The 18,677-nt window shown below is 65.8% G+C and carries 14 protein-coding genes; 4 read left to right on the top strand and 10 right to left on the bottom strand.

Going from position 1 to position 18,677, the window contains the following annotated elements; genetic code table 11:
* Positions 1–198: 198 nt before the first annotated feature.
* From CH278_RS01750 to CH278_RS01715, 8 genes are all read right to left on the bottom strand, one after another.
* Positions 199–3,798 (bottom strand): translation initiation factor IF-2 N-terminal domain-containing protein, encoded by a 3,600-nt coding sequence (locus tag CH278_RS01750; protein ID WP_094621035.1) that lies wholly within the window; start codon positions 3,796–3,798, stop codon positions 199–201.
* A gap of 487 nt (positions 3,799–4,285) precedes the next feature.
* Entirely contained in the window at positions 4,286–4,705 is a 420-nt protein-coding gene (gene ndk / locus CH278_RS01745; protein WP_027497557.1) for a nucleoside-diphosphate kinase, read from the bottom strand.
* Positions 4,706–4,772: 67 nt separating this feature from the next.
* On the bottom strand, positions 4,773–5,162 hold the full coding sequence (locus tag CH278_RS01740) for a DUF4233 domain-containing protein (protein ID WP_032374440.1): 390 nt from the start codon (positions 5,160–5,162) through the stop codon (positions 4,773–4,775).
* The gene (gene folC, locus CH278_RS01735) at positions 5,159–6,589 is read right to left on the bottom strand and encodes a bifunctional tetrahydrofolate synthase/dihydrofolate synthase (RefSeq protein ID WP_052053192.1); all 1,431 of its coding nucleotides are present in this window, start codon (positions 6,587–6,589) and stop codon (positions 5,159–5,161) included. Before folC ends, CH278_RS01740 begins: the two co-directional genes overlap by 4 nt.
* Complete coding sequence (locus CH278_RS01730; RefSeq protein ID WP_032374441.1) at positions 6,590–9,259, bottom strand: valine--tRNA ligase; 2,670 nt, start codon at positions 9,257–9,259, stop codon at positions 6,590–6,592.
* A gap of 9 nt (positions 9,260–9,268) precedes the next feature.
* Complete coding sequence (locus tag CH278_RS01725) at positions 9,269–11,269, bottom strand: S9 family peptidase (protein WP_094621034.1); 2,001 nt, start codon at positions 11,267–11,269, stop codon at positions 9,269–9,271.
* 49 nt (positions 11,270–11,318) lie between these two features.
* Positions 11,319–12,104 (bottom strand): SigB/SigF/SigG family RNA polymerase sigma factor, encoded by a 786-nt coding sequence (locus tag CH278_RS01720; protein ID WP_032368200.1) that lies wholly within the window; start codon positions 12,102–12,104, stop codon positions 11,319–11,321.
* Positions 12,104–12,535 carry an ATP-binding protein gene (locus tag CH278_RS01715; protein WP_027497563.1) on the bottom strand — a complete coding sequence of 144 codons (432 nt, stop codon included), beginning with the start codon at positions 12,533–12,535 and terminating at the stop codon, positions 12,104–12,106. Before CH278_RS01715 ends, CH278_RS01720 begins: the two co-directional genes overlap by 1 nt.
* A 186-nt stretch (positions 12,536–12,721) precedes the next feature.
* On the opposite strand from CH278_RS01715, the gene malQ reads away from it, so the two are divergent.
* Both malQ and fdhD read left to right on the top strand, forming a co-directional pair.
* Positions 12,722–14,881 carry a 4-alpha-glucanotransferase gene (malQ, locus tag CH278_RS01710; protein WP_032391079.1) on the top strand — a complete coding sequence of 720 codons (2,160 nt, stop codon included), beginning with the start codon at positions 12,722–12,724 and terminating at the stop codon, positions 14,879–14,881.
* A gap of 60 nt (positions 14,882–14,941) precedes the next feature.
* On the top strand, positions 14,942–15,781 hold the full coding sequence (fdhD, locus tag CH278_RS01705; protein ID WP_094621033.1) for a formate dehydrogenase accessory sulfurtransferase FdhD: 840 nt from the start codon (positions 14,942–14,944) through the stop codon (positions 15,779–15,781).
* Here fdhD and CH278_RS01700 read toward each other — a convergent pair.
* Both CH278_RS01700 and CH278_RS01695 read right to left on the bottom strand, forming a co-directional pair.
* Complete coding sequence (locus CH278_RS01700) at positions 15,764–16,447, bottom strand: CoA transferase subunit B (RefSeq protein WP_094621032.1); 684 nt, start codon at positions 16,445–16,447, stop codon at positions 15,764–15,766. The genes fdhD and CH278_RS01700 overlap by 18 nt on opposite strands.
* Positions 16,444–17,193 carry a CoA transferase subunit A gene (locus tag CH278_RS01695; RefSeq protein WP_179274392.1) on the bottom strand — a complete coding sequence of 250 codons (750 nt, stop codon included), beginning with the start codon at positions 17,191–17,193 and terminating at the stop codon, positions 16,444–16,446. The genes CH278_RS01700 and CH278_RS01695 overlap by 4 nt, the downstream gene beginning before the upstream one ends.
* A gap of 109 nt (positions 17,194–17,302) precedes the next feature.
* Here CH278_RS01695 and pcaH point away from each other — a divergent pair, with 109 nt between their 5' ends.
* Together pcaH and pcaG are read left to right on the top strand one after the other, a co-directional pair.
* On the top strand, positions 17,303–18,019 hold the full coding sequence (gene pcaH / locus CH278_RS01690; protein ID WP_027497567.1) for a protocatechuate 3,4-dioxygenase subunit beta: 717 nt from the start codon (positions 17,303–17,305) through the stop codon (positions 18,017–18,019).
* Complete coding sequence (gene pcaG, locus CH278_RS01685; RefSeq protein WP_032384528.1) at positions 18,012–18,650, top strand: protocatechuate 3,4-dioxygenase subunit alpha; 639 nt, start codon at positions 18,012–18,014, stop codon at positions 18,648–18,650. Before pcaH ends, pcaG begins: the two co-directional genes overlap by 8 nt.
* Positions 18,651–18,677 lie beyond the last annotated feature (27 nt).

The following is an 18,677-nucleotide window of genomic DNA, read 5'->3' as shown; positions in this document are numbered from 1 at the left end:
CGTTGCGCATGGCACCGCGACTGGTCTGATAAAACGTGTTTGCTTGCTCCCATTCGGCCGATCCGGACCGAACTGCATCCGAACCACTCGAGAACTGTTTCCACTTGCAGGACCGCTAGGCACAACAAGACAGTGTCACCGGGAGCGACTTATCAAGGTTACGGCAGAGAGACGGCCAGGGTCAAACCGCCTCGACCCCTACACATCGATGTCCACCGGCGGGCCTGCCGGACGTGCCGCTGCCCGTCTCCTGCGCGGACGCGCGGTCGGCACGTCCACCTGCTCGACAGGCTGCTCCGCCGCCGCTGTCAGCGGCGCTGAATCGGCCACCGTGTCACCGCCGGCCGAACCTGCGTCGGCACCATCGTCGGCGTCTGCCGTGGCCGAAACCACCATCAGCACACCGGCATCCGGCGCAGCACTGGTCGGCGCGGCGGCCTTCCGAGCCACCCGTCGACCCCGTCGTGGAGTGGCCACCACCGGCTCCGGCTGGGCGGGGGTGTCGTCGGACGACTGCGTCGCCCCGGTATCCGCGGAACCGCCGTCGCCGACGGATTCTGCAGCCGGCACCGGCTCGTGAGCCTGCGCGCTGTCCACGGTTGCCTGCGCGACGTCCGCGTCCTCGTTCGCCGCTGCCGCGACAGCCACGTCCTCCGCCGAGACCACGGTGACCGACTCGTCCTTGTCACCGGCGGAGCCGGACGATGCCTGCGAGACCTCCGCGGGGCTGACATCGGCCACCACGTCGTCGTGATGCGCTGCCATCGCCAGGGCCACGGGGTGTGCCCGCTTGATCGACGGGTCGACCACCGGGTGGTCGGTCCCGTCCGTCGTGCCCGACTGTCCGTTCGGCGTCGACCGCTCGGTGTTGTCGGACCGATCGTTTCCATCGGACTTGGCGTCCTTGCCGCGTCGACGCCTGCTGCCGTTGCCCGAACCGTTCGAGTCCGAACGTGACGAGCTCGGGCGTCCACCGTCGGAGTCCGGCTTGGCGTCGATCGGGAACGGATGCACGATGATTCCGCGACCCTGGCAGTGCTCGCACGTGGTGGAGAAGGCCTCGACCAACCCCGTGCCGAGCTTCTTGCGCGTCATCTGCACCAGACCGAGCGAGGTCACCTCCGACACCTGATGACGGGTCCGATCACGGCCCAACGCCTCGGTCAGGCGGCGGAGCACCAGATCACGGTTAGATTCCAGCACCATGTCGATGAAGTCGACGACGATCATGCCGCCGATGTCGCGCAGACGCATCTGCCGAACGACTTCCTCGGCCGCCTCGATGTTGTTGCGGGTGACGGTCTCTTCCAGGTTGCCGCCGGAGCCGGTGAACTTTCCGGTGTTGACGTCGACGACCGTCATCGCCTCGGTGCGATCGATCACCAGCGTGCCGCCCGAGGGCAACCACACCTTGCGATCGAGGGCCTTGGCCAGCTGTTCGTCGATGCGGTGAGCTGCGAACACGTCCACGGAGCTGCCGTTGGCCTCGTAGCGCTGCAAGCGCTCCATCATGTCCGGAGCCACGGTCTCCACGTAGTTCGACGTGGTCGTCCACGCCTTGTCACCCTCGATGACGAGCTTCGAGAAGTCCTCGTTGAAGAGGTCGCGAATGACCTTCACCAGCATGTCGGGCTCTTCGTACAACGTCTGCGGCTGCACGCCCTTGCCTGTTTCGGCGTTCGCGGACCGCTCTTCGATGCTGGCCCACTGGGCCTGCAGCCGCGTCACGTCACGCGCTAGTTCTTCCTCGCTGACCCCCTCGGCCGCGGTCCTGATGATGACGCCGGCCTCGGGGGGAACGATGTCGCGCAGAATCTCCTTGAGTCGCTTGCGCTCGGTGTCGGGCAGCTTGCGGCTGATGCCGGTGGAACTGCCACCGGGAACGTAGACGAGGAAGCGTCCGGCCAACGACAGCTGAGTCGTCAAGCGAGCGCCCTTGTGGCCCACCGGGTCCTTGCTGACCTGCACCAGAACCTGATCGCCCGGCTTGAGGGCCTGCTCGATCTTGCGCGCACTTCCGCCGAGACCGGCAGCGTCCCAATTGACCTCGCCTGCGTACAGCACACCGTTACGACCACGGCCGATGTCGATGAACGCTGCTTCCATACTGGGCAGCACGTTCTGCACGCGGCCGAGATAGACGTTGCCGACCATCGACGCGGTGGCGCTACTGGTCACGAAGTGCTCCACCAGAACGCCGTCTTCGAGCACGGCAACCTGCGTGGTCAACGGATGGTCCGGGGTGGCCTTCTCGCGAACGACCATCACGCGGTCCACCGACTCGCGGCGCGCCAGGAATTCCGATTCGGTCAGAATCGGCGGCCGACGTCGCCCGGCATCGCGGCCGTCACGGCGACGCTGCCGCTTGGCCTCGAGCCGAGTCGAACCGGAGATGCCCTGCACCTCGTCGCGCGGTGCGCGGCTCTTGTTGCGCGGCTCGCGTTCGTGCACGACGGTGTTGGGCGGGTCGTCCTCGGACGAGGCAGCTGCTTCCGCCGCGGCCTCGGCTCCGGTCTTACGACGGCGGCGGCGCCGACGACGACGGCTCGAGCCGTCTCCGTCCGAATCACCGTTGTCGGAATCACCGTTGTCGGAGTCGCCGAAGTTGTCCTGAGCGCCGGACTCGGACTCGTCGTCACTGTCCTCGCCCTGCTTGTCCGACCCGTCGGTGGTGGCGTCGGTCGTGGCGTTCTGCCGATCGGACCCGCGGCCGCGTGACCGCGAGCGACGCGAACGCCGTCCCGAACTCGAGGGCTGGTCGTCGCCGGAGGTCTCGTCGGCATCGGAATCGTCGGACTCGTCCGCTCCGGTGGACTCGCCGTCTGCCGAAGAGGCGGACGTGCTGCTGTCCGTCTCGGAGTCGGTGTCGTCCGAATCCTCGTCGGTCGAGTTGTCGTCGGACGAGTTGTCGTCGGACGACTGCTCTCCGCGTCCACGCCCACGACCGCGGCGACCGCGGCGACGGCGACGGGGCTGAGACTGGTCGTCGTCGTCTCCCGAGCCGTCCGCTGCCGAGGAAGCCCCGGACTCGTCGGACGACGCATCCGATGCACCGGACTCGGACACGGGAGCACCGGACACAGCGGTGTCCTGCGCGGCGGTGTCGGAGGTGACCGTCGAGACGTTCTCCGCGACGGGCGACTCGCCGGTGGCGGGCTCGTCCGTGGCCTTGTCGGACGCAGCGTTGTTGTCGGACGGTGCCTCGTCCTTGGGTGCGGCCTTGCGGCTACGTCGACGCCGTGCGGGGGCCTCGGACGGCGCATCCGCCGATTCTGCTGCGGGCTCTGCCGCTGCCGGCTGCAAGAACACCGGCGTCGCGAAGGTCGTGGCCGTGGGTTGGGCCGCCTCGGGCTCGGCCGTGGGCGCGCTGGTGAACAGCGTTGCCTCGGCAGCGGGGACCTCTACCGAGGGAGCCGTCTCGGCCGGGACCTCGACCGATGCGGGCTCGGGCTGCTGGTCTGTCGACGCATCCGGTGCCGGCGACTCCGCTGCGGAGGCATCGGGGGCGGGTGCGGTCGGCCCGTTCACCGAATCGCGCACCGACTCGGCAACGTCTCGGCTCAGACTCGACTGCGCGCTGCGGGCTTCGATGCCGAGCTCACCGAGAGTGACGAGCAACTGCTTGCTGGTCACACCCAGAATCTTCGCCAGTGCATGCACACGCAGCCTGGTCGGCAATTCGATGGTGTCGGGTTGCACGGAAACCGCGTCGGATTTCGCGGACGACACCGCGTCGGTGTCCTCCGGATTTCCTGCGTTCGTGCTCTGTACATCTTCGGGCGGGCTTTGATCGGCCACGTAGTCTCCTCGGGCCCCCGGGCGCGTTCATCCGAAATCGGGTGTGACGCGGCCACGCGAGGGCAATCCTTGTGTACTCACGTCGGGTTGGACGTCAGCTGTTCGGTCTCGCTCTCCACAAATCGTGTGAGCCACCTCGTGAATCTCGGTGGCCGACGACGGCGTGTGCAGTGCCTGGCTGGATGGTGGTGTCTCGGCGATCCGAGCGCCTGATCATCAAGCATGAACGCGAACGAGCCTGTCTCTCGTTCGCGACTCTGCGATGACGGGCAGCGGGTCGACGACAGTCATCCGATCGATCCCACGAGCACTTTTTCTCTAGCGAACTTCGGTGGAGCTGAACAGAGGTGGAGCGTGTGAACGTACAAGTGCTGTGGGGTCGATCTCCGTCGAGTATCCCACACGCGATGATCCGTACGAGCCACGCCGCACCGATCGGACTTCGAGCGGGTGCGGCGTGACTGCGGAAGTGCTCTGCGACGGGCTTCTAGGAGGCGGTCAGGTCGGGGAACCACAGGGCGATCTCGCGCTCTGCGGATTCCACCGAATCGGATCCGTGTACCAGGTTCTGCTGACCGTCGAGGGCCAGGTCACCTCGGATGGTGCCGGGAACTGCTTTGGCAACCGGATCCGTGCCGCCGGCGATCTGACGGAAGGCTTCGATGGCACGGGGGCCTTCGAGAACCGCGGCCACCACGGGCCCGGAGGTGATGAACTCGAGAAGGTCGGGGAAGAACGGCTTGCTCTCGTGCTCCGCGTAGTGAGCCGAGGCCACGTCGCGAGAGACGGTCTTGAGCTCGAGGGCGACGATGCTCAGACCCTTCTTCTCCACGCGGCCGAGGATCTCTCCTACGTAACGCCGGGCAACTCCGTCTGGCTTGATCAGTACTAGGGTGCGATCGGTCACGTCGACGACAGTAATGGACACCGGCACCCGGTCGCGCGGCGCATGGCCCCAACCGACCGGTCCGGTGTCAGTCGCGTTGCCCGGGCAGCATGCCGCGTCGAATGCGTTCGGTGATGTCCCGGCGCAGATAGAGCAGATACAGCCACACGGCAAGGAAGATCAGACCCACGGCACCGATGGACAGATGGAACACGGCCCCGGCCATCACGAAGAACTGCAACGCGAGGTTGAGCTTCATCGCCCAGGGTTCGCCCTGTTTCCCCGCGGCCAGAATCATCACCACGGCGAGCGCCACGATATAGGTGGTCGAGAACCACGTTGCGCCGCCGCCGAGAGTCGCCACGACCGGAAGAGCGAGCAGAGTCACGATCGCTTCCAGTACCAGTGTGCCCGCCGACACACCGCGAAATCCCTTCCACGGGTCGTTTGTCGGTGGTCGAAACTCTGCTTCGCTCACGCGGGATCCTTTCCGAACAACGTGCGCGCTGCACCCACGGTCACCACCGAGCCGGTGACGACGACCCCGGCACCGGACACGGCTTCGCCGGGCTCGGCCACTTCTTCGGCCAACCCGATCGCCGTTTCGAGCGCATCGGGCAGCGTCGACGCCACCACGACCCGCTCGTCGCCGAACTTGGCCACGGCTATGTCGGCCAACGCGTCGACATCCATCGCTCGACCGGACCCGTTGTGGGTGACGACGATGTCGTCGAACACCGGTTCCAATGCTTCGAGGATCGCGCCGACGTCCTTGTCCGCCATGACACTGACGACTCCGACGAGTTTGCGGAAGTCGAATTCGTCGGTCAGGGCGGCCGCCAGTGCAGCGGCCCCGTGCGGGTTGTGCGCGGCATCGAGAAACACCGTGGGCGCGTTGCGTACTCGCTCGAGACGACCGGGATTGACCACGGTCGCAAAGGCTTCGCGCACGGTGTCCTGGTCGAGTTGACGGTCCGGGCCCGCCCCGAAGAATGCCTCGACTGCTGCGAGAGCGAGAGAGGCGTTGTGCGCCTGGTGCTCTCCGTGCAACGGCAGGAAGATGTCGGTGTAGACACCGCCCAGCCCCTGCAACTCCAGCTGTTGTCCGCCCACGGCTATCTGCCGACCGAGAACGGTGAACTCCGATCCGGCCCGTGCCACGGCAGCGTCTGCCTGCACCGCCGCACGAAGCAGGACCTCGGACACCTCGGGTTCCTGCTTGGCGAGGATGGCCACCGTGTCCCGTGGCACGAGTAGTTCCGGTGCCTTCTTGATGATGCCGGCCTTCTCCCCCGCGATCGTGGACAGATCGTCCCCGAGGAATTCGACGTGGTCGAGACCGATCGGGGTGATGACGGCGATCTCACCGTCGACCACGTTGGTGGCGTCCCAGCGGCCGCCCAGCCCGGTTTCGATGACGGCGACCTCGACCGGTGCCTCGGCGAAGGCCGCGAACGCCATGGCGGTGACGACCTCGAACTTGCTCATCCGCGGTCCGCCGGCGGCCTCGGACTGTGCATCGATCATCTCGACGAACGGTGCGATCTCGTTGTAGGTGTCCACGTAGGTGCGCGGGGACACCGGACGGCCGTCGATACTGATCCGCTCGGTGGCCATCTGCAGATGCGGGCTGGTGGTGCGGCCGGTACGCCGATGGAAAGCGGTCAGCAACGCATCGATCATGCGGGTGACGGACGTCTTGCCGTTGGTTCCGGCCACGTGGATCGACGGATACGCCTTCTGCGGAGAACCGAGCAGGTCCATCAGCGCCGAGATTCGGGCGGTAGACGGCTCGATCTTCGTTTCGGGCCAACGCTTGTCGAGCTCGGCCTCGACGAGTGCGAGCTCGGCCAGGTCGACCGGGGTCGGTGGTGGTGACGGCAGGGCGTCGTCCGGCTCGGTCACTTAGCTTCCCATCGATTCGAGGCGCGCGCCGATGCGCGCGATCTCTTCGCGAGCGATCGTCTGACGAGTTCTGATCTTGTCCACCACCGCGTCCGGGGCCTTGGCCAGAAATGCCTCGTTGCCCAGTTTGCCGGTCGTCTGTGCCAACTCCTTCTCCGCAGCTGCGAGATCCTTCACCAGTCGCGCGCGTTCGGCGACCAGATCGACTGTGCCCGAGGTGTCGAGCTCGACGACGACGGTGGCCTTGCTCGTACGCACCTCCACCGATGCCGTCGCCGCGAAGTCCGCACCCGGCTCGGTCAACCGGGCCAGCGAGGTCACTGCCGAGATCTGGCCCTCCAGGTCGGCGTCACCCACTCCGACGATGCGAGCGGCGACCTTCTGCGAGGGCTTGAGCCCCTGATCGCTGCGGAACCGACGAATTTCGGTGATGAGGCGCTGCATGTCCTCGATGCGTTGCGCGGCAACAGGATCGACCGGATCGGCGGCAGGGGTCGGCCACGTGGCGACCACCAGGGACTCTCCCCCGGTCAGCACCTTCCACAGGGTCTCGGTCACGAACGGGACGACCGGGTGCAGCAGGCGCAGCACCGCGTCGAGCACGTTGCCCAGGACTCCACGGGTGGATTCGGCGATGCTCTCGTCGGCGAACTGCACCTTCGCAATTTCGAGGTACCAGTCGCAGACCTCGTCCCACGTGAAGTGGTAGAGCGCCTCGCACGCCTTGCTGAACTCGTAGCGATCGAAAGCCGAATCCACCTCTGCTCGAACCTGATCGAGCCGGTCGAGAATCCAACGGTCGGCGTCGGTGAGTGCGGCGCGCGACGGCAGCTCGGCCGGCGCTGCGCCGTTCATCAGGGCGAACTTGGTGGCGTTGAACAGTTTGTTGGCGAAGTTGCGCGAGGATTGCGCATGGTCCTCGCCGACGGACATGTCGGCACCCGGGTTGGCACCGCGGGCCAGCGTGAACCGCAGTGCATCCGCGCCGAAGCGGTCGACCCAGTCGAGCGGATCGATGCCGTTGCCCCGAGACTTGGACATCTTCTTGCCGAACTGATCGCGAATCAGTCCGTGCAGGAAGACATCTCGGAACGGAACCTGTGGGCCCTGCTTTCCTGCGGTGATGGCGTCGTCGGCTCCGACGTAGGTGCCGAACATCATCATCCGGGCGACCCAGAAGAACAGAATGTCGTAGCCGGTGACGAGTACGCCGGTCGGGTAGAACTTCTCCAGTTCGGGAGTGGCCTCCGGCCAGCCCATCGTCGAGAAGGGCCACAGGCCGGAAGAGAACCAGGTGTCGAGGACGTCGGGGTCCTGCTCCCACCCCTCGGGTGGGGTCTCCCCCGGTCCCAGGCACACCGTCTCGCCGTCGGGGCCGTACCAGATCGGAATTCGGTGGCCCCACCACAGCTGACGCGAGATGCACCAATCGTGCATGTTGTCGACCCAGGCGAACCAGCGCGGCTCTTGACTCTTGGGATGAATGACGGTGTCGCCGTTGCGAACTGCGTCACCGGCCGCCTTGGCCAGGGTGTCGACCTTGACCCACCACTGCAGCGACAGACGCGGCTCGATCGGCTCACCGCTGCGCTCGGAGTGTCCGACGCTGTGCAGGTACGGGCGCTTCTCGGCGACCACTCGGCCTTGCTCGGCCAGGGCCTCACGGACCTTGACACGCGCCTCGAATCGGTCCATACCGTCGAACTGCGTTCCGGTATCGGCGATGCGGCCGGCCTTGTCCATGATCGACGGCATCGGCAGTGAGTGTCGAACGCCCATCTCGAAGTCGTTGGGGTCGTGCGCCGGAGTGATTTTCACTGCGCCGGTACCGAATTCGGGATCGACGTAGTCGTCGGCGATGATCGGTATTTTTCGTCCGGTGAACGGGTGCTCGAGGGTGGTGCCCACCAGAGCCCGGTAGCGCTCGTCGTCGGGGTGCACCGCCACAGCAGTGTCGCCGAGCATCGTCTCCACTCGAGTGGTGGCCACGATGACGTGCGGTTCGGAGTCGTCCAGCGACCCGTATCGAAGCGAGACGAGTTCGCCCTCGACGTCCTCGAACTTCACCTCGATGTCGGAGATGGCCGTCTGCAGCACCGGCGACCAGTTGACCAGCCGCTCGGCGCGGTAGATCAGACCGTCGTCGAACATGCGCTTGAACATGGTCTGCACGGCCTCGGACAGGCCGTCGTCCATGGTGAATCGCTCACGGCTCCAGTCGACACCGTCGCCGATACGACGCATCTGGCCGCCGATCGTGCCGCCCGACTCGCGCTTCCAGTCCCACACCTTGTCGATGAACAGTTCGCGACCGAACTCTTCCTTGGTCTTTCCGTCGGCGGCGAGCTGCTTCTCCACCACCGACTGCGTGGCGATGCCCGCGTGGTCCATTCCCGGGAGCCACAGCACCTCGTACCCGAGCATGCGCTTGCGCCGACTCAGCGCGTCCATCAACGTGTGGTCGAGGGCGTGGCCCATGTGCAGGCTGCCCGTGACGTTGGGCGGCGGCAGCACGATGGAGTACGGCGGCTTGTCGCTGGTGGCATCGGCCTCGAAATAACCGGCATCCACCCAACCCCGGTACAGCTCGGCCTCTACCTCGCTGGGGTCCCAGCTCTTGGGCAAACGGTCGGCTGGGTTGTCTGGGGTCTCTGGCGCTGAACTGGTCACCGGTCGATTCTAGTGGCCCAGTATTCGCGGCATCGACGCGCTCTCGCCCAGGACATGCCCCGCCAGAAATGCCAGTACCACCTCGTACCAGACCTTGGCGTGTTGAGGCGTCAGAATCCAGTGGTTCTCGCCGGGGAAGTACAGGAATCGGTGCTCGGTCTGACCGTCGTCGTCGGCGGGCAGTCCCGATTCGCTGAGCAGTTCGTACCACAACCGTAGGCCCTCGCCGATCGGCACGCGATAGTCCTTGTCACCGTGGATGACCAGCATCGGCGTCGAGATGTCCGCGACGAACAGGTGCGGAGAGTTCTCCACCGCCATCTCGGGGGACATCTCCCGCGCCCAGTACCACGGTGCGTCGGTCGTCGGTCCGAACTGATCGAGTGCCCACAGACTGGCGTGGGTGACGATGGCGTCGAATCGGTCGGTGTGCCCGGCGATCCAGTTGGCCATGTACCCGCCGAACGAGCCACCCATTGCGGCGGTGCGCGTGTCGTCGATATCGGTTCGGGCAACCGCCACATCGGTCAACGCCATCAGATCGGTGAACGGGGCACTGCCCCACGCGCCCCAACCACGCTGCACGAAATCCTGGCCGTAGCCCGTGGACAACGCCGGATCCGGGAGCAGCACCGCGTACCCTCGCGCCACCATCAGCCATGGATTCCACCGCCAGGACCACGTGTTCCACGAACCCAGTGGGCCGCCGTGCACCCACAGCAGCAGCGGCGCGGGCGAATCGTCCGACACACCGTGCGGCAACGCCAGCCATCCTCGGACTCGACTGCCGTCCTCGACGGCGGTCTCGATCTCGGTCAACGTGCCGGGCAGCGGGCCGTTGTCGATTCCGGCGTCGAGGTCGACCACGGTGCCGTCGGACAGGTCGATCGAGACCGGGTGCGGGGCGGCCAGATACGAGGCGGCCACAGCGACTACGCGCTTTCCGTCCGACGACACATGGATGTGGGTGTACGCGTCGTCGGTATGCGTCAGACGACGCGGCTCCGCACCCGCCTCGATCACGAAGATCGGCGACCGGCCGTCGTCGTCCGCGGTGACCAACACGCCGGACCCGTCCGGCAGCCAGACCGGACCGATCGGCCATCGATCCCAGCCCGGAGCGAGATCGGTGACGGAGTCCGTACCGAACTCGTACTGCTGCAACGTCATTCGTGGCGCTTGTTCGGGAGTCGAGATCGATTCACGGACGAACGCGACGGCACGGCCGTCGGGCGAGATGGCCGGTGCACCCAGATCGGCATCCGCGTCGTCGACGATCGTGGTCCGTTCTCCGGTCCCGGTGTCGATGCGCACCAGTATCGTGCGGACGGTTGCCAGCGGGCCGGGCACCGACCACGTGGAGACGACGAAAGTGCCGTCGGCGCTGATGTCGAAGGCCGCTTCCTGCAGAGCGCCTGCCGCGTCACGCGTCAGATCACGCAGTGGTGCCGACTCGAGGTCGGTTTCCGTCTCGCCTGCGAACAGATGCGGGGTTGCGGGACCGAGATCGTGATCCCAGAAACGCACCGGCACACCGGTGTGCAGAATTGCATCCACCTTGTTCGTCTTGCGCTCGGTACGCAGGCCGTCGTCGTCCTCGTCTGTCGTGGACGAGCCGAACACCGGCGAGAAGCCGGCGAACCGATCGACGGACCGAGCCGCTCGCACGTCACCGATTCCCGCCGACCGGGTCTCGACCACGTGGGCCTCCCCGCCGGCGGCGGGCAGTATCCACAACTGTGCCGGATCATCCTCGCTGGAGCGGCGCGAGAACATCAGATTCCCGGACGCGGTGAACACCGGCGCGCTCTCGCCCAGCTCGCCGTGGGTGATTCGCCGCGCCGGAGACCGTCCGTCCACGTCGATCTCCCACAGCGACGTTCGGTACTCGGTGCGCGAATCACTCAGAGCAGCAACGACAACGACCGCACGAGAACCACTGCGATCCACCGCCAACCCCGTGACACGTCGGGCCGCGATGTACTCGTCGATGTTGTCGTAGACACTCATGCGAACGACAGTAGTGGCAACAGATCGTTCCGCGTCGGCTGTGTCCGGTTCAGTCCTCGCCGAGATCCTCACGCAACTGAGCGAGCGTGCGCGCCAGAATGCGCGACACGTGCATCTGCGAAATTCCGACCTTTTCGGCGATCTGCGTCTGAGTCATGGACCCGAAGAACCGGAGCACCACGATGCGACGCTCGCGCTCGGGCAGCTTCTCCAGTGCGGGCCGCACAGCGAGGTAGCTTTCCATCTTCTCGAGTTCCGGGTCGTCGGCACCGAGCGTGTCCATCAGCGGGAGGCGATCCTCGCTCACCACCGAATCGACCGACACGGTCTGATACGCGCTGCGGGCAAGCAGTGCCTGCGATGCTTCCTTGACGTCGATCCCGAGTTCGGCGGCGATTTCGCTCGCGGTCGGGGCGCGACCGAGCTTCTGCGACAACGATCCCACCGCCTGCGAGATCATCGAGTTCAGCTCTTTCATGCGTCGCGGTACCCGTACCGACCAGCCGGCGTCGCGGAAGTAGCGACGTGCTTCGCCCATGATGGTGGGGACGGCGAACGAGACGAAATCCGACCCACGCTCGATGTCGAACCGGTCGACTGCATTGACCAGACCCAGCCTGGACACCTGCAAGAGGTCCTCGTGCGCTTCACCGCGTCCACCGAATCGGCGCGCGATGTGTTCGGCAAGGGGAAGGCAGCGCGTGATGATGCGGTCACGCAGCACGGAACGCTGCGGTGAATTCTCGTCCAGCGCCTGCATCTGCTGGATCAGCGCGACCACGTCGCTGTAATCGTCGGACTCTCGCCGTGTGCTTCGTTCCTGCGGCACCGGCACTAGACCTTGCTCCTCCGCTTGACCACGTCGATCGCGACGGTGCGGCCGGCAACGTCGTCGATCGCGTCGTCGGCGCGGAGTTCGATGGAGTCTGCGAGAGTTTGCAATACGTGCCAACCGAAGCTGTCCTGCTTCGGGACCGACGTCGGAGTCAGCGTGGACGTCACGACGATTCGGATCCCGGCATCGTTGACGGAGAACCTGCACGAGAGTTCCGCGTCGGCGACCGAACCTTTGATGAGCTGGGAGCACACCTCGTCTACGACGAGTTTCACGTCGGCGATGTCGTCGAGAGTGAAGTCACTGAGCACCACGAGAGTCTCCGCGACGGCCCGCACCACCGGCAATTGGTCGGCTTCGGCGCGCACCCTCAGCTCGACCGGTGCACCGGAATCTCGCTCCAGTTCTTCGATCTTGCTGACCCCAGCCATCCGCACTTCCCATCGTCGCCAAGCAGTTCGTTTCTCGTGTGCCGAGCAAGACTACCCAGCGGGGAAGCTTTCAATCCTCGCAGTACACGAGTGTCGCCCCCCCCGAACACACCGCGGAACGAACCTGCGGTGAACGGCCGACCGGTGCGGGTGACGTGCGCCCGTCGAACTGGCACGATCGACACCGTGGCACATTCGGATGAGGATTACTCGCAGGCCCTACGAACTCTCGCCCAGCGGCTCGGTACGTCGACGTCGTACCGAGGCTGGGACGACACCGAGCACGACGTGAGCGACGCGACCCTGCGGCAGGTATTGGCTGCACGCGGTTACGCGACCGAAACCACCGAGGATGTCGATCGGGCACTGGAGGACATCGAGAACGCACCGTGGCGTCGCCTGCTTCCGCCCGTGGTCGTCACGACCCAGGGCACCGACGCGACGGTGTGGGTGCATGTGCCACACGGCAATCCGGTGGAAGTGTCGATGGTGTCCGAGGACGGCGACGCCATCGAGGTACCGCAGGCCGACGTCTGGGTCGATCCGCGCGAGGTGGACGGACGGCTGATCGGACGTGCCACGTTCGTGGTGCCCGGCGATGCCCCGCTGGGATGGCACAGCCTCACAGCGACGACGATCGGTGAGGACAACACCGTCCGAACCTCGGACACGGTCGTCGTGGTCACACCGAAGTCGTTGTCGCCCAATGCCGAACTTGCCGACAGGCAACGTACCGGTCTGCTGGCACAGCTGTATTCGGTGCGCTCGACGCGTTCGTGGGGCATCGGTGATCTCGCCGACCTGGAGGACATGGTCGACATCGCCGGCCGCGTGCATGGATTCGACTATCTGCTGGTCAATCCGCTGCACGCCGACCGGCCGACGACGCCCGTGGAGGCCTCTCCGTATCTACCGACCACGCGACGCTTCTTCAATCCGCTGTACATCCGTGTCGAGAACATTCGGGAGACGGCGCTGCTCTCGCCCAAGCAGTTCGGCAAGATCCAGGATGCCGCGGCTCGATTCGACAAGGCGAACGTTCGCACCAAGAAGCTGAACCGGGACGCGACGTTCAAGGCCAAGCTCCGCGCCCTCGAACGCGTCCACAAGGTCGAGCGCAGTCCGGCCCGCGAGTCCGCGTTCCGGGCGTTCGTCGAACGCGAGGGCACCGGGCTCCGGGATTTTGCGGTGTGGAGCGCGCTGGCGGAGAAGTTCGGCCCGAACGACCCCGCATGGACCGATCGCGCAGCGCACCCCCGCACCGATTTCGTCCTCGAACAACGCGCAAAGCTGGCCGGGCGCATCGACTTTCACATGTGGCTGCAGTGGATCTGCGACGAGCAACTGGCCGCTGCCCAGCGAGCCGCGCTCGACGCCGGGATGGAGATCGGCGTCATGCACGACCTCGCGGTGGGAGTCGCCCGCGGCGGGGCCGATGCGTGGACGCTCGGCGACGTGCTGGTGTCCGGAGTCACCGTGGGAGCGCCGCCGGACAACTTCAACCAACAGGGCCAGAACTGGAATCAACCGCCATGGGATCCGGATCGACTGCGCGAGATGGCCTACGTCCCGTACCGAGACATGCTGCGCACGATTCTGCGTCACGCCGGGGGCATCCGCGTCGACCACATCCTGGGCTTGTTCCGGTTGTGGTGGATTCCGCAGGAGGCCGAGAACGCCGGCGGGGGAACGTATGTCGAATACGACCACGAGGCGCTGATCGGCATTCTCGCCCTCGAAGCCGAGCGCGCGGGCGCGGTAGTGGTCGGCGAGGACCTCGGGGTGTTCGAGCCGATGGTGCAGGAATACCTCACCGAGCGCGGAATCTTCGGCACCTCCATCCTCTGGTTCGAGGCCGATGATTCCGGACCCATCCCGCCCGAGGACTACCGGACTCTGTGCCTGACGTCGGTGACGACGCACGACCTGCCTCCCACCGCTGGATACCTCGAAGGCGAGCACATCGAATTGCGGTCCCGACTCGGCCTGCTCGAGCGCGACATCGATGCGGAAAAGGAAGAGGATTCCCGTGCGCGAGAGGCGGTCCTGGACCTGGCCCGCACCCGCGGATTGCTCGCCGCCGATGCCGACAACCACGAAACCGTCGAGGCGTTGCACCGGTTGGTCCAGCGCAGCCCGTCACTCCTGATCGGCGTCGCTCTCGTCGACGCGGTCGGTGAACATCGCATTCAGAACCAACCGGGTACGGACGAGACCCAGTACGGCAACTGGAAGGTCCCGCTCGCGGACTCCGACGGCTCGGCAGTGCTGGTCGACGACCTCGCCGAACACCCGCGATTGGTGTCGCTCGTGCAGGCAATGGCAACCGAGTCGTCGGACCGATGACACGAGGGTCCACAATCGAGGTATGAGCTTTCGACGTCGCCGCGTATCGAGTCGGCACTGATGGGCCGGATCACCGCTCGCAGACCCGTCGTCCGAATACGCGGCGAACACCGAGTCGACCGTCCCGACACCTTGGTGGTGGAGGAACCGATGGAACTGCGCGTCGACGGCAGAGCCCTTGCCGTCACGATGCGTACGCCGGGCCACGACGTCGAACTGGCCCACGGTTTCCTGCTGACCGAGGGCGTCATTGCATCGCGTGCCGATATCGCTGCGGCGCGGTACTGCGACGGCGTCGACGACGAGGGCGCGAACACCTACAACGTCCTGGACGTCACGCTGGCACCGGGCGTGGCAGCCCCCGAGACCGGGGTGGAACGCAATTTCTACACGACCTCGTCGTGCGGGGTCTGCGGCAAGGGGTCACTCGACGCAATTCGGTTGCGCACCAAGCATTCTCCTGCTGACGACGACGTCGTGGTGACGTCCGATGCCCTCGCCGGGCTACCGGACACCCTGCGCGCAGCGCAGAAGGTCTTCGACACCACGGGCGGCTTGCACGCTGCGGCACTGTTCACTGCGGACGGCGACATGCTCGTCCTCCGCGAGGACGTCGGACGCCACAACGCGGTGGACAAGGTCGTCGGCTGGGCCACCGAGCACGATCGAGTTCCGCTGCGCGGCACGATATTGATGGTCAGTGGCCGCGCCTCGTTCGAGCTGGCGCAGAAGGCGGTGATGGCCGGGATCCCCATACTTGCAGCGGTGTCCGCACCGTCGTCTCTCGCGGTCGATCTCGCGACCGAATCAGGACTGACGGTGATCGGCTTTCTCCGCGGCCGGTCGATGAACATCTACTCCCGCGCCGACCGCGTCCTTTTGTCAGACGGTATCTCCTGAGTCGTTCCACAGGCTCCACTCCCTGGCAACATCGACGAGTAGCTCGGCTGCGGTGGCGTTCCTCACCTCGTCCACCGAGATTCCCGGCGCGGTCTCGACGAGGCGCAGTCCGTCGTCGGTGACGTCCAGAACCGCCATGTCCGAGATGATCCTGTGCACGCAGGCCTTTCCGGTCAGCGGCAGAGTGCAGGACTGCAGAATCTTCGGTTCACCCTTCCGGGAGACGTGCTCCATCATGACGATCACGCGACGGGCACCGTGCACCAGATCCATGGCACCACCCATCCCCTTGACCATGTGCCCGGGGATCATCCAGTTCGCGAGGTCGCCGGTGGCGCTGACCTGCATAGCACCCAGCACGGCGACGTCGACCTGGCCGCCGCGGATCATTCCGAACGACTGCGACGAGTCGAAGTAGGACGAGCCGGGAAGCACCGTGATGGTTTCCTTGCCCGCGTTGATGATCTCGGGATCGAGTTCGTCCTCGGTGGGATAGGGGCCGACGCCGAGCACGCCGTTCTCGGAATGCAGAATCACCGAGACGTCGGTCGGAATGTAGTTGGGTACCAGGGTCGGCATGCCGATTCCGAGGTTGACGTACTGCCCGTCGCCGAGCTCCTGCGCCACCCGGGCGGCCATCTGTTCGCGGGACATCTTCTCGCTCATGCTCGTACCGTCCTCTGCTCGATGCCGACCTCGACCAGGCCGACATGCACGACCCGCTGCACATGGATGCCCGGGGTGTGCACCTCGTCCGGACCGATCTCCCCCGGCTCGACCAGGTGCTCGACCTGCGCCACGGTGATCCGACCCGACGCGGCGGCGGGTGGATTGAAGTTCCGTGCGCTGGCATGGAACACCAGGTTTCCGTGCCTGTCGCCCTTCCAGGCGTGGACCAAGGCGTAGTCCGCGACGATGCCGCGCTCCATCACGTAGGTGACCCCGTCGAATTCCCGGGTCTCCTTCGGCGGACTCGCCACGGCGATGCCGCCGCTGCCGTCGTAGCGCAGCGGCAAACCGCCGTCGGCCACCTGCGTCCCGACACCCGCGGGGGTGAAGAACGCCGGAATACCGGCACCACCGGCTCGCAGCCGCTCGGCGAGGGTGCCCTGCGGGGTCAGCTCCACCTCCAGTTCGCCGCCGAGGTACTGCCGTGCGAATTCCTTGTTGGATCCCACGTACGAGCTGATCGTGCGCCGAATGCGGTGCTGCGCCAGCAGCACTCCCAGACCGAAGCCGTCGGTCCCGCAGTTGTTGCTGATGGTTTCGAGGTCGGTCGCTCCCTGCTCGAGCACCGCGGCGATCAGGATCTCCGGCACTCCCACCAACCCGAACCCGCCCACGGCGATCGACGACCCGTCGGGGATGTCCGCTACCGCTTCTGTGGCACTGGCCACGACTTTGTCCAACATGGCAGCGACGGTACCCGACAATGTGCGTTATGTGAACAGGTTGCCACCATGCGAACACATGTATACGGTGGCGAGTGCGCTTGATCACCACGATCGTCAGGAGCTGTCGATGCTTCATCTCCCGCCCGAGTACCGGGACCAGACGGGTGTCCATGCACCACGCGACTTCGCCGAGTACCGGACCACTGCCCTGCGGCATCCGGCGCAGCCGTTGACGCTTCTCCCCCAACGATTGACCGAGATCACCGGTCCGGTTCTGGGCGAGGGACGGGTCACCGACTCCGACGCCGACCTGACTCTCGCGCGAGGTGGTGAAGCTCAGGGGCAACGCATCATCGTGCACGGACGGGTGCTCGACAGCGACGGCAGAGCGATCCCGAACACCCTCGTCGAGGTCTGGCAGGCCAACGCGGGCGGGCGTTACCGACACTCGGGTGATCGCTGGCCAGCACCTCTCGACCCGCATTTCGACGGCGTGGGCCGAGTACTCACCGATGCCGACGGCCGATACCGTTTCACCACGATCAAACCGGGCGCGTACCCCTGGGGCAACCACCACAACGCATGGCGGCCTGCCCACATTCACTTTTCCCTGTTCGGTCACGCATTCACCCAGCGGTTGGTGACGCAGATGTACTTCCCCGACGACCCCATGTTCTTCCAGGATCCCATCTACAACGCAGCCCCCGAAGACGCGCGTGCTCGCATGATCAGCACCTTCGATTACGAAGCAACACAACCGAACTGGGCTCTCGGGTTCAGGTTCGACATCGTTCTGCGCGGACGCAACGCCACCCCGTTCGAGGAGGACGACCACGATGACTGACCCCGAGTTCGCTCCCCGGTACCCGGTGGTGACCGGTGCCGATTTCACCACCGCACCGTTCGGTCAGACGCCCTCTCAGACGGTCGGGCCCTACGTTCACATCGGTCTGCTGTGGCCGGACGGACAGGACGTGGTACCTCCCGGCACCGCCGAGGCGATCACCCTGACGTTCACCCTCGTGGACGGGGCTCGTCAACCGGTGTCCGACGCCATGATCGAGACCTGGCAGGCCGACTCCGACGGTCGCTTCGACCATCCGGACGATCCACGGGGTGCCGTGGCACCACGTGTCGCAGGTTTCCGCGGCTTCGGTCGAGCATTTGCCGATGCACGGGGAACGATGACGATCACGACCATCAAACCGGGGCCGTTGCCCGCCGAGAACGACCTCGTCGAAGCACCCCACATCGACGTCGGAATCTTTGCCCGCGGAATGCTCGAGCGGGTCGTCACGCGGATGTACTTCCCGGACGAGGCCGAGGCCAACGAAATCGATCCGGTGCTGTCCGCCTTGCCCGCCGACAAGCGAGCCCGACTCGTCGCCACCACAGTGGACGGCGGCTACCACCTCGATATCGTGTTACAGAACACCGATCCGGACGGAGACGAGACCCCGTTCTTCGCGCTGTGATGCACGCTCCCGAACTGATCGACGATG

This window comes from Rhodococcus sp. 05-2254-5 (genome assembly GCF_002258575.1).
Classification (GTDB): domain Bacteria; phylum Actinomycetota; class Actinomycetes; order Mycobacteriales; family Mycobacteriaceae; genus Rhodococcoides; species Rhodococcoides fascians.
The sequence above is the reverse complement of the archived record's forward strand: the minus strand, read 5'-3'. Positions and strand labels throughout refer to the sequence as shown.

Excerpts from the sequence above, each read along its gene's own strand:
- CH278_RS01725 (WP_094621034.1), bottom strand. The coding sequence starts at position 11,269 with ATGAGTGTCTACGACAACATCGACGAGTACATCGCGGCCCGACGTGTC.
- pcaH (WP_027497567.1), top strand. The coding sequence starts at position 17,303 with ATGCTTCATCTCCCGCCCGAGTACCGGGACCAGACGGGTGTCCATGCA.
- CH278_RS01715 (WP_027497563.1), bottom strand. The coding sequence starts at position 12,535 with ATGGCTGGGGTCAGCAAGATCGAAGAACTGGAGCGAGATTCCGGTGCA.
- CH278_RS01695 (WP_179274392.1), bottom strand. The coding sequence starts at position 17,193 with ATGTTGGACAAAGTCGTGGCCAGTGCCACAGAAGCGGTAGCGGACATC.
- CH278_RS01700 (WP_094621032.1), bottom strand. The coding sequence starts at position 16,447 with ATGAGCGAGAAGATGTCCCGCGAACAGATGGCCGCCCGGGTGGCGCAG.
- pcaG (WP_032384528.1), top strand. The coding sequence starts at position 18,012 with ATGACTGACCCCGAGTTCGCTCCCCGGTACCCGGTGGTGACCGGTGCC.
- fdhD (WP_094621033.1), top strand. The coding sequence starts at position 14,942 with ATGGGCCGGATCACCGCTCGCAGACCCGTCGTCCGAATACGCGGCGAA.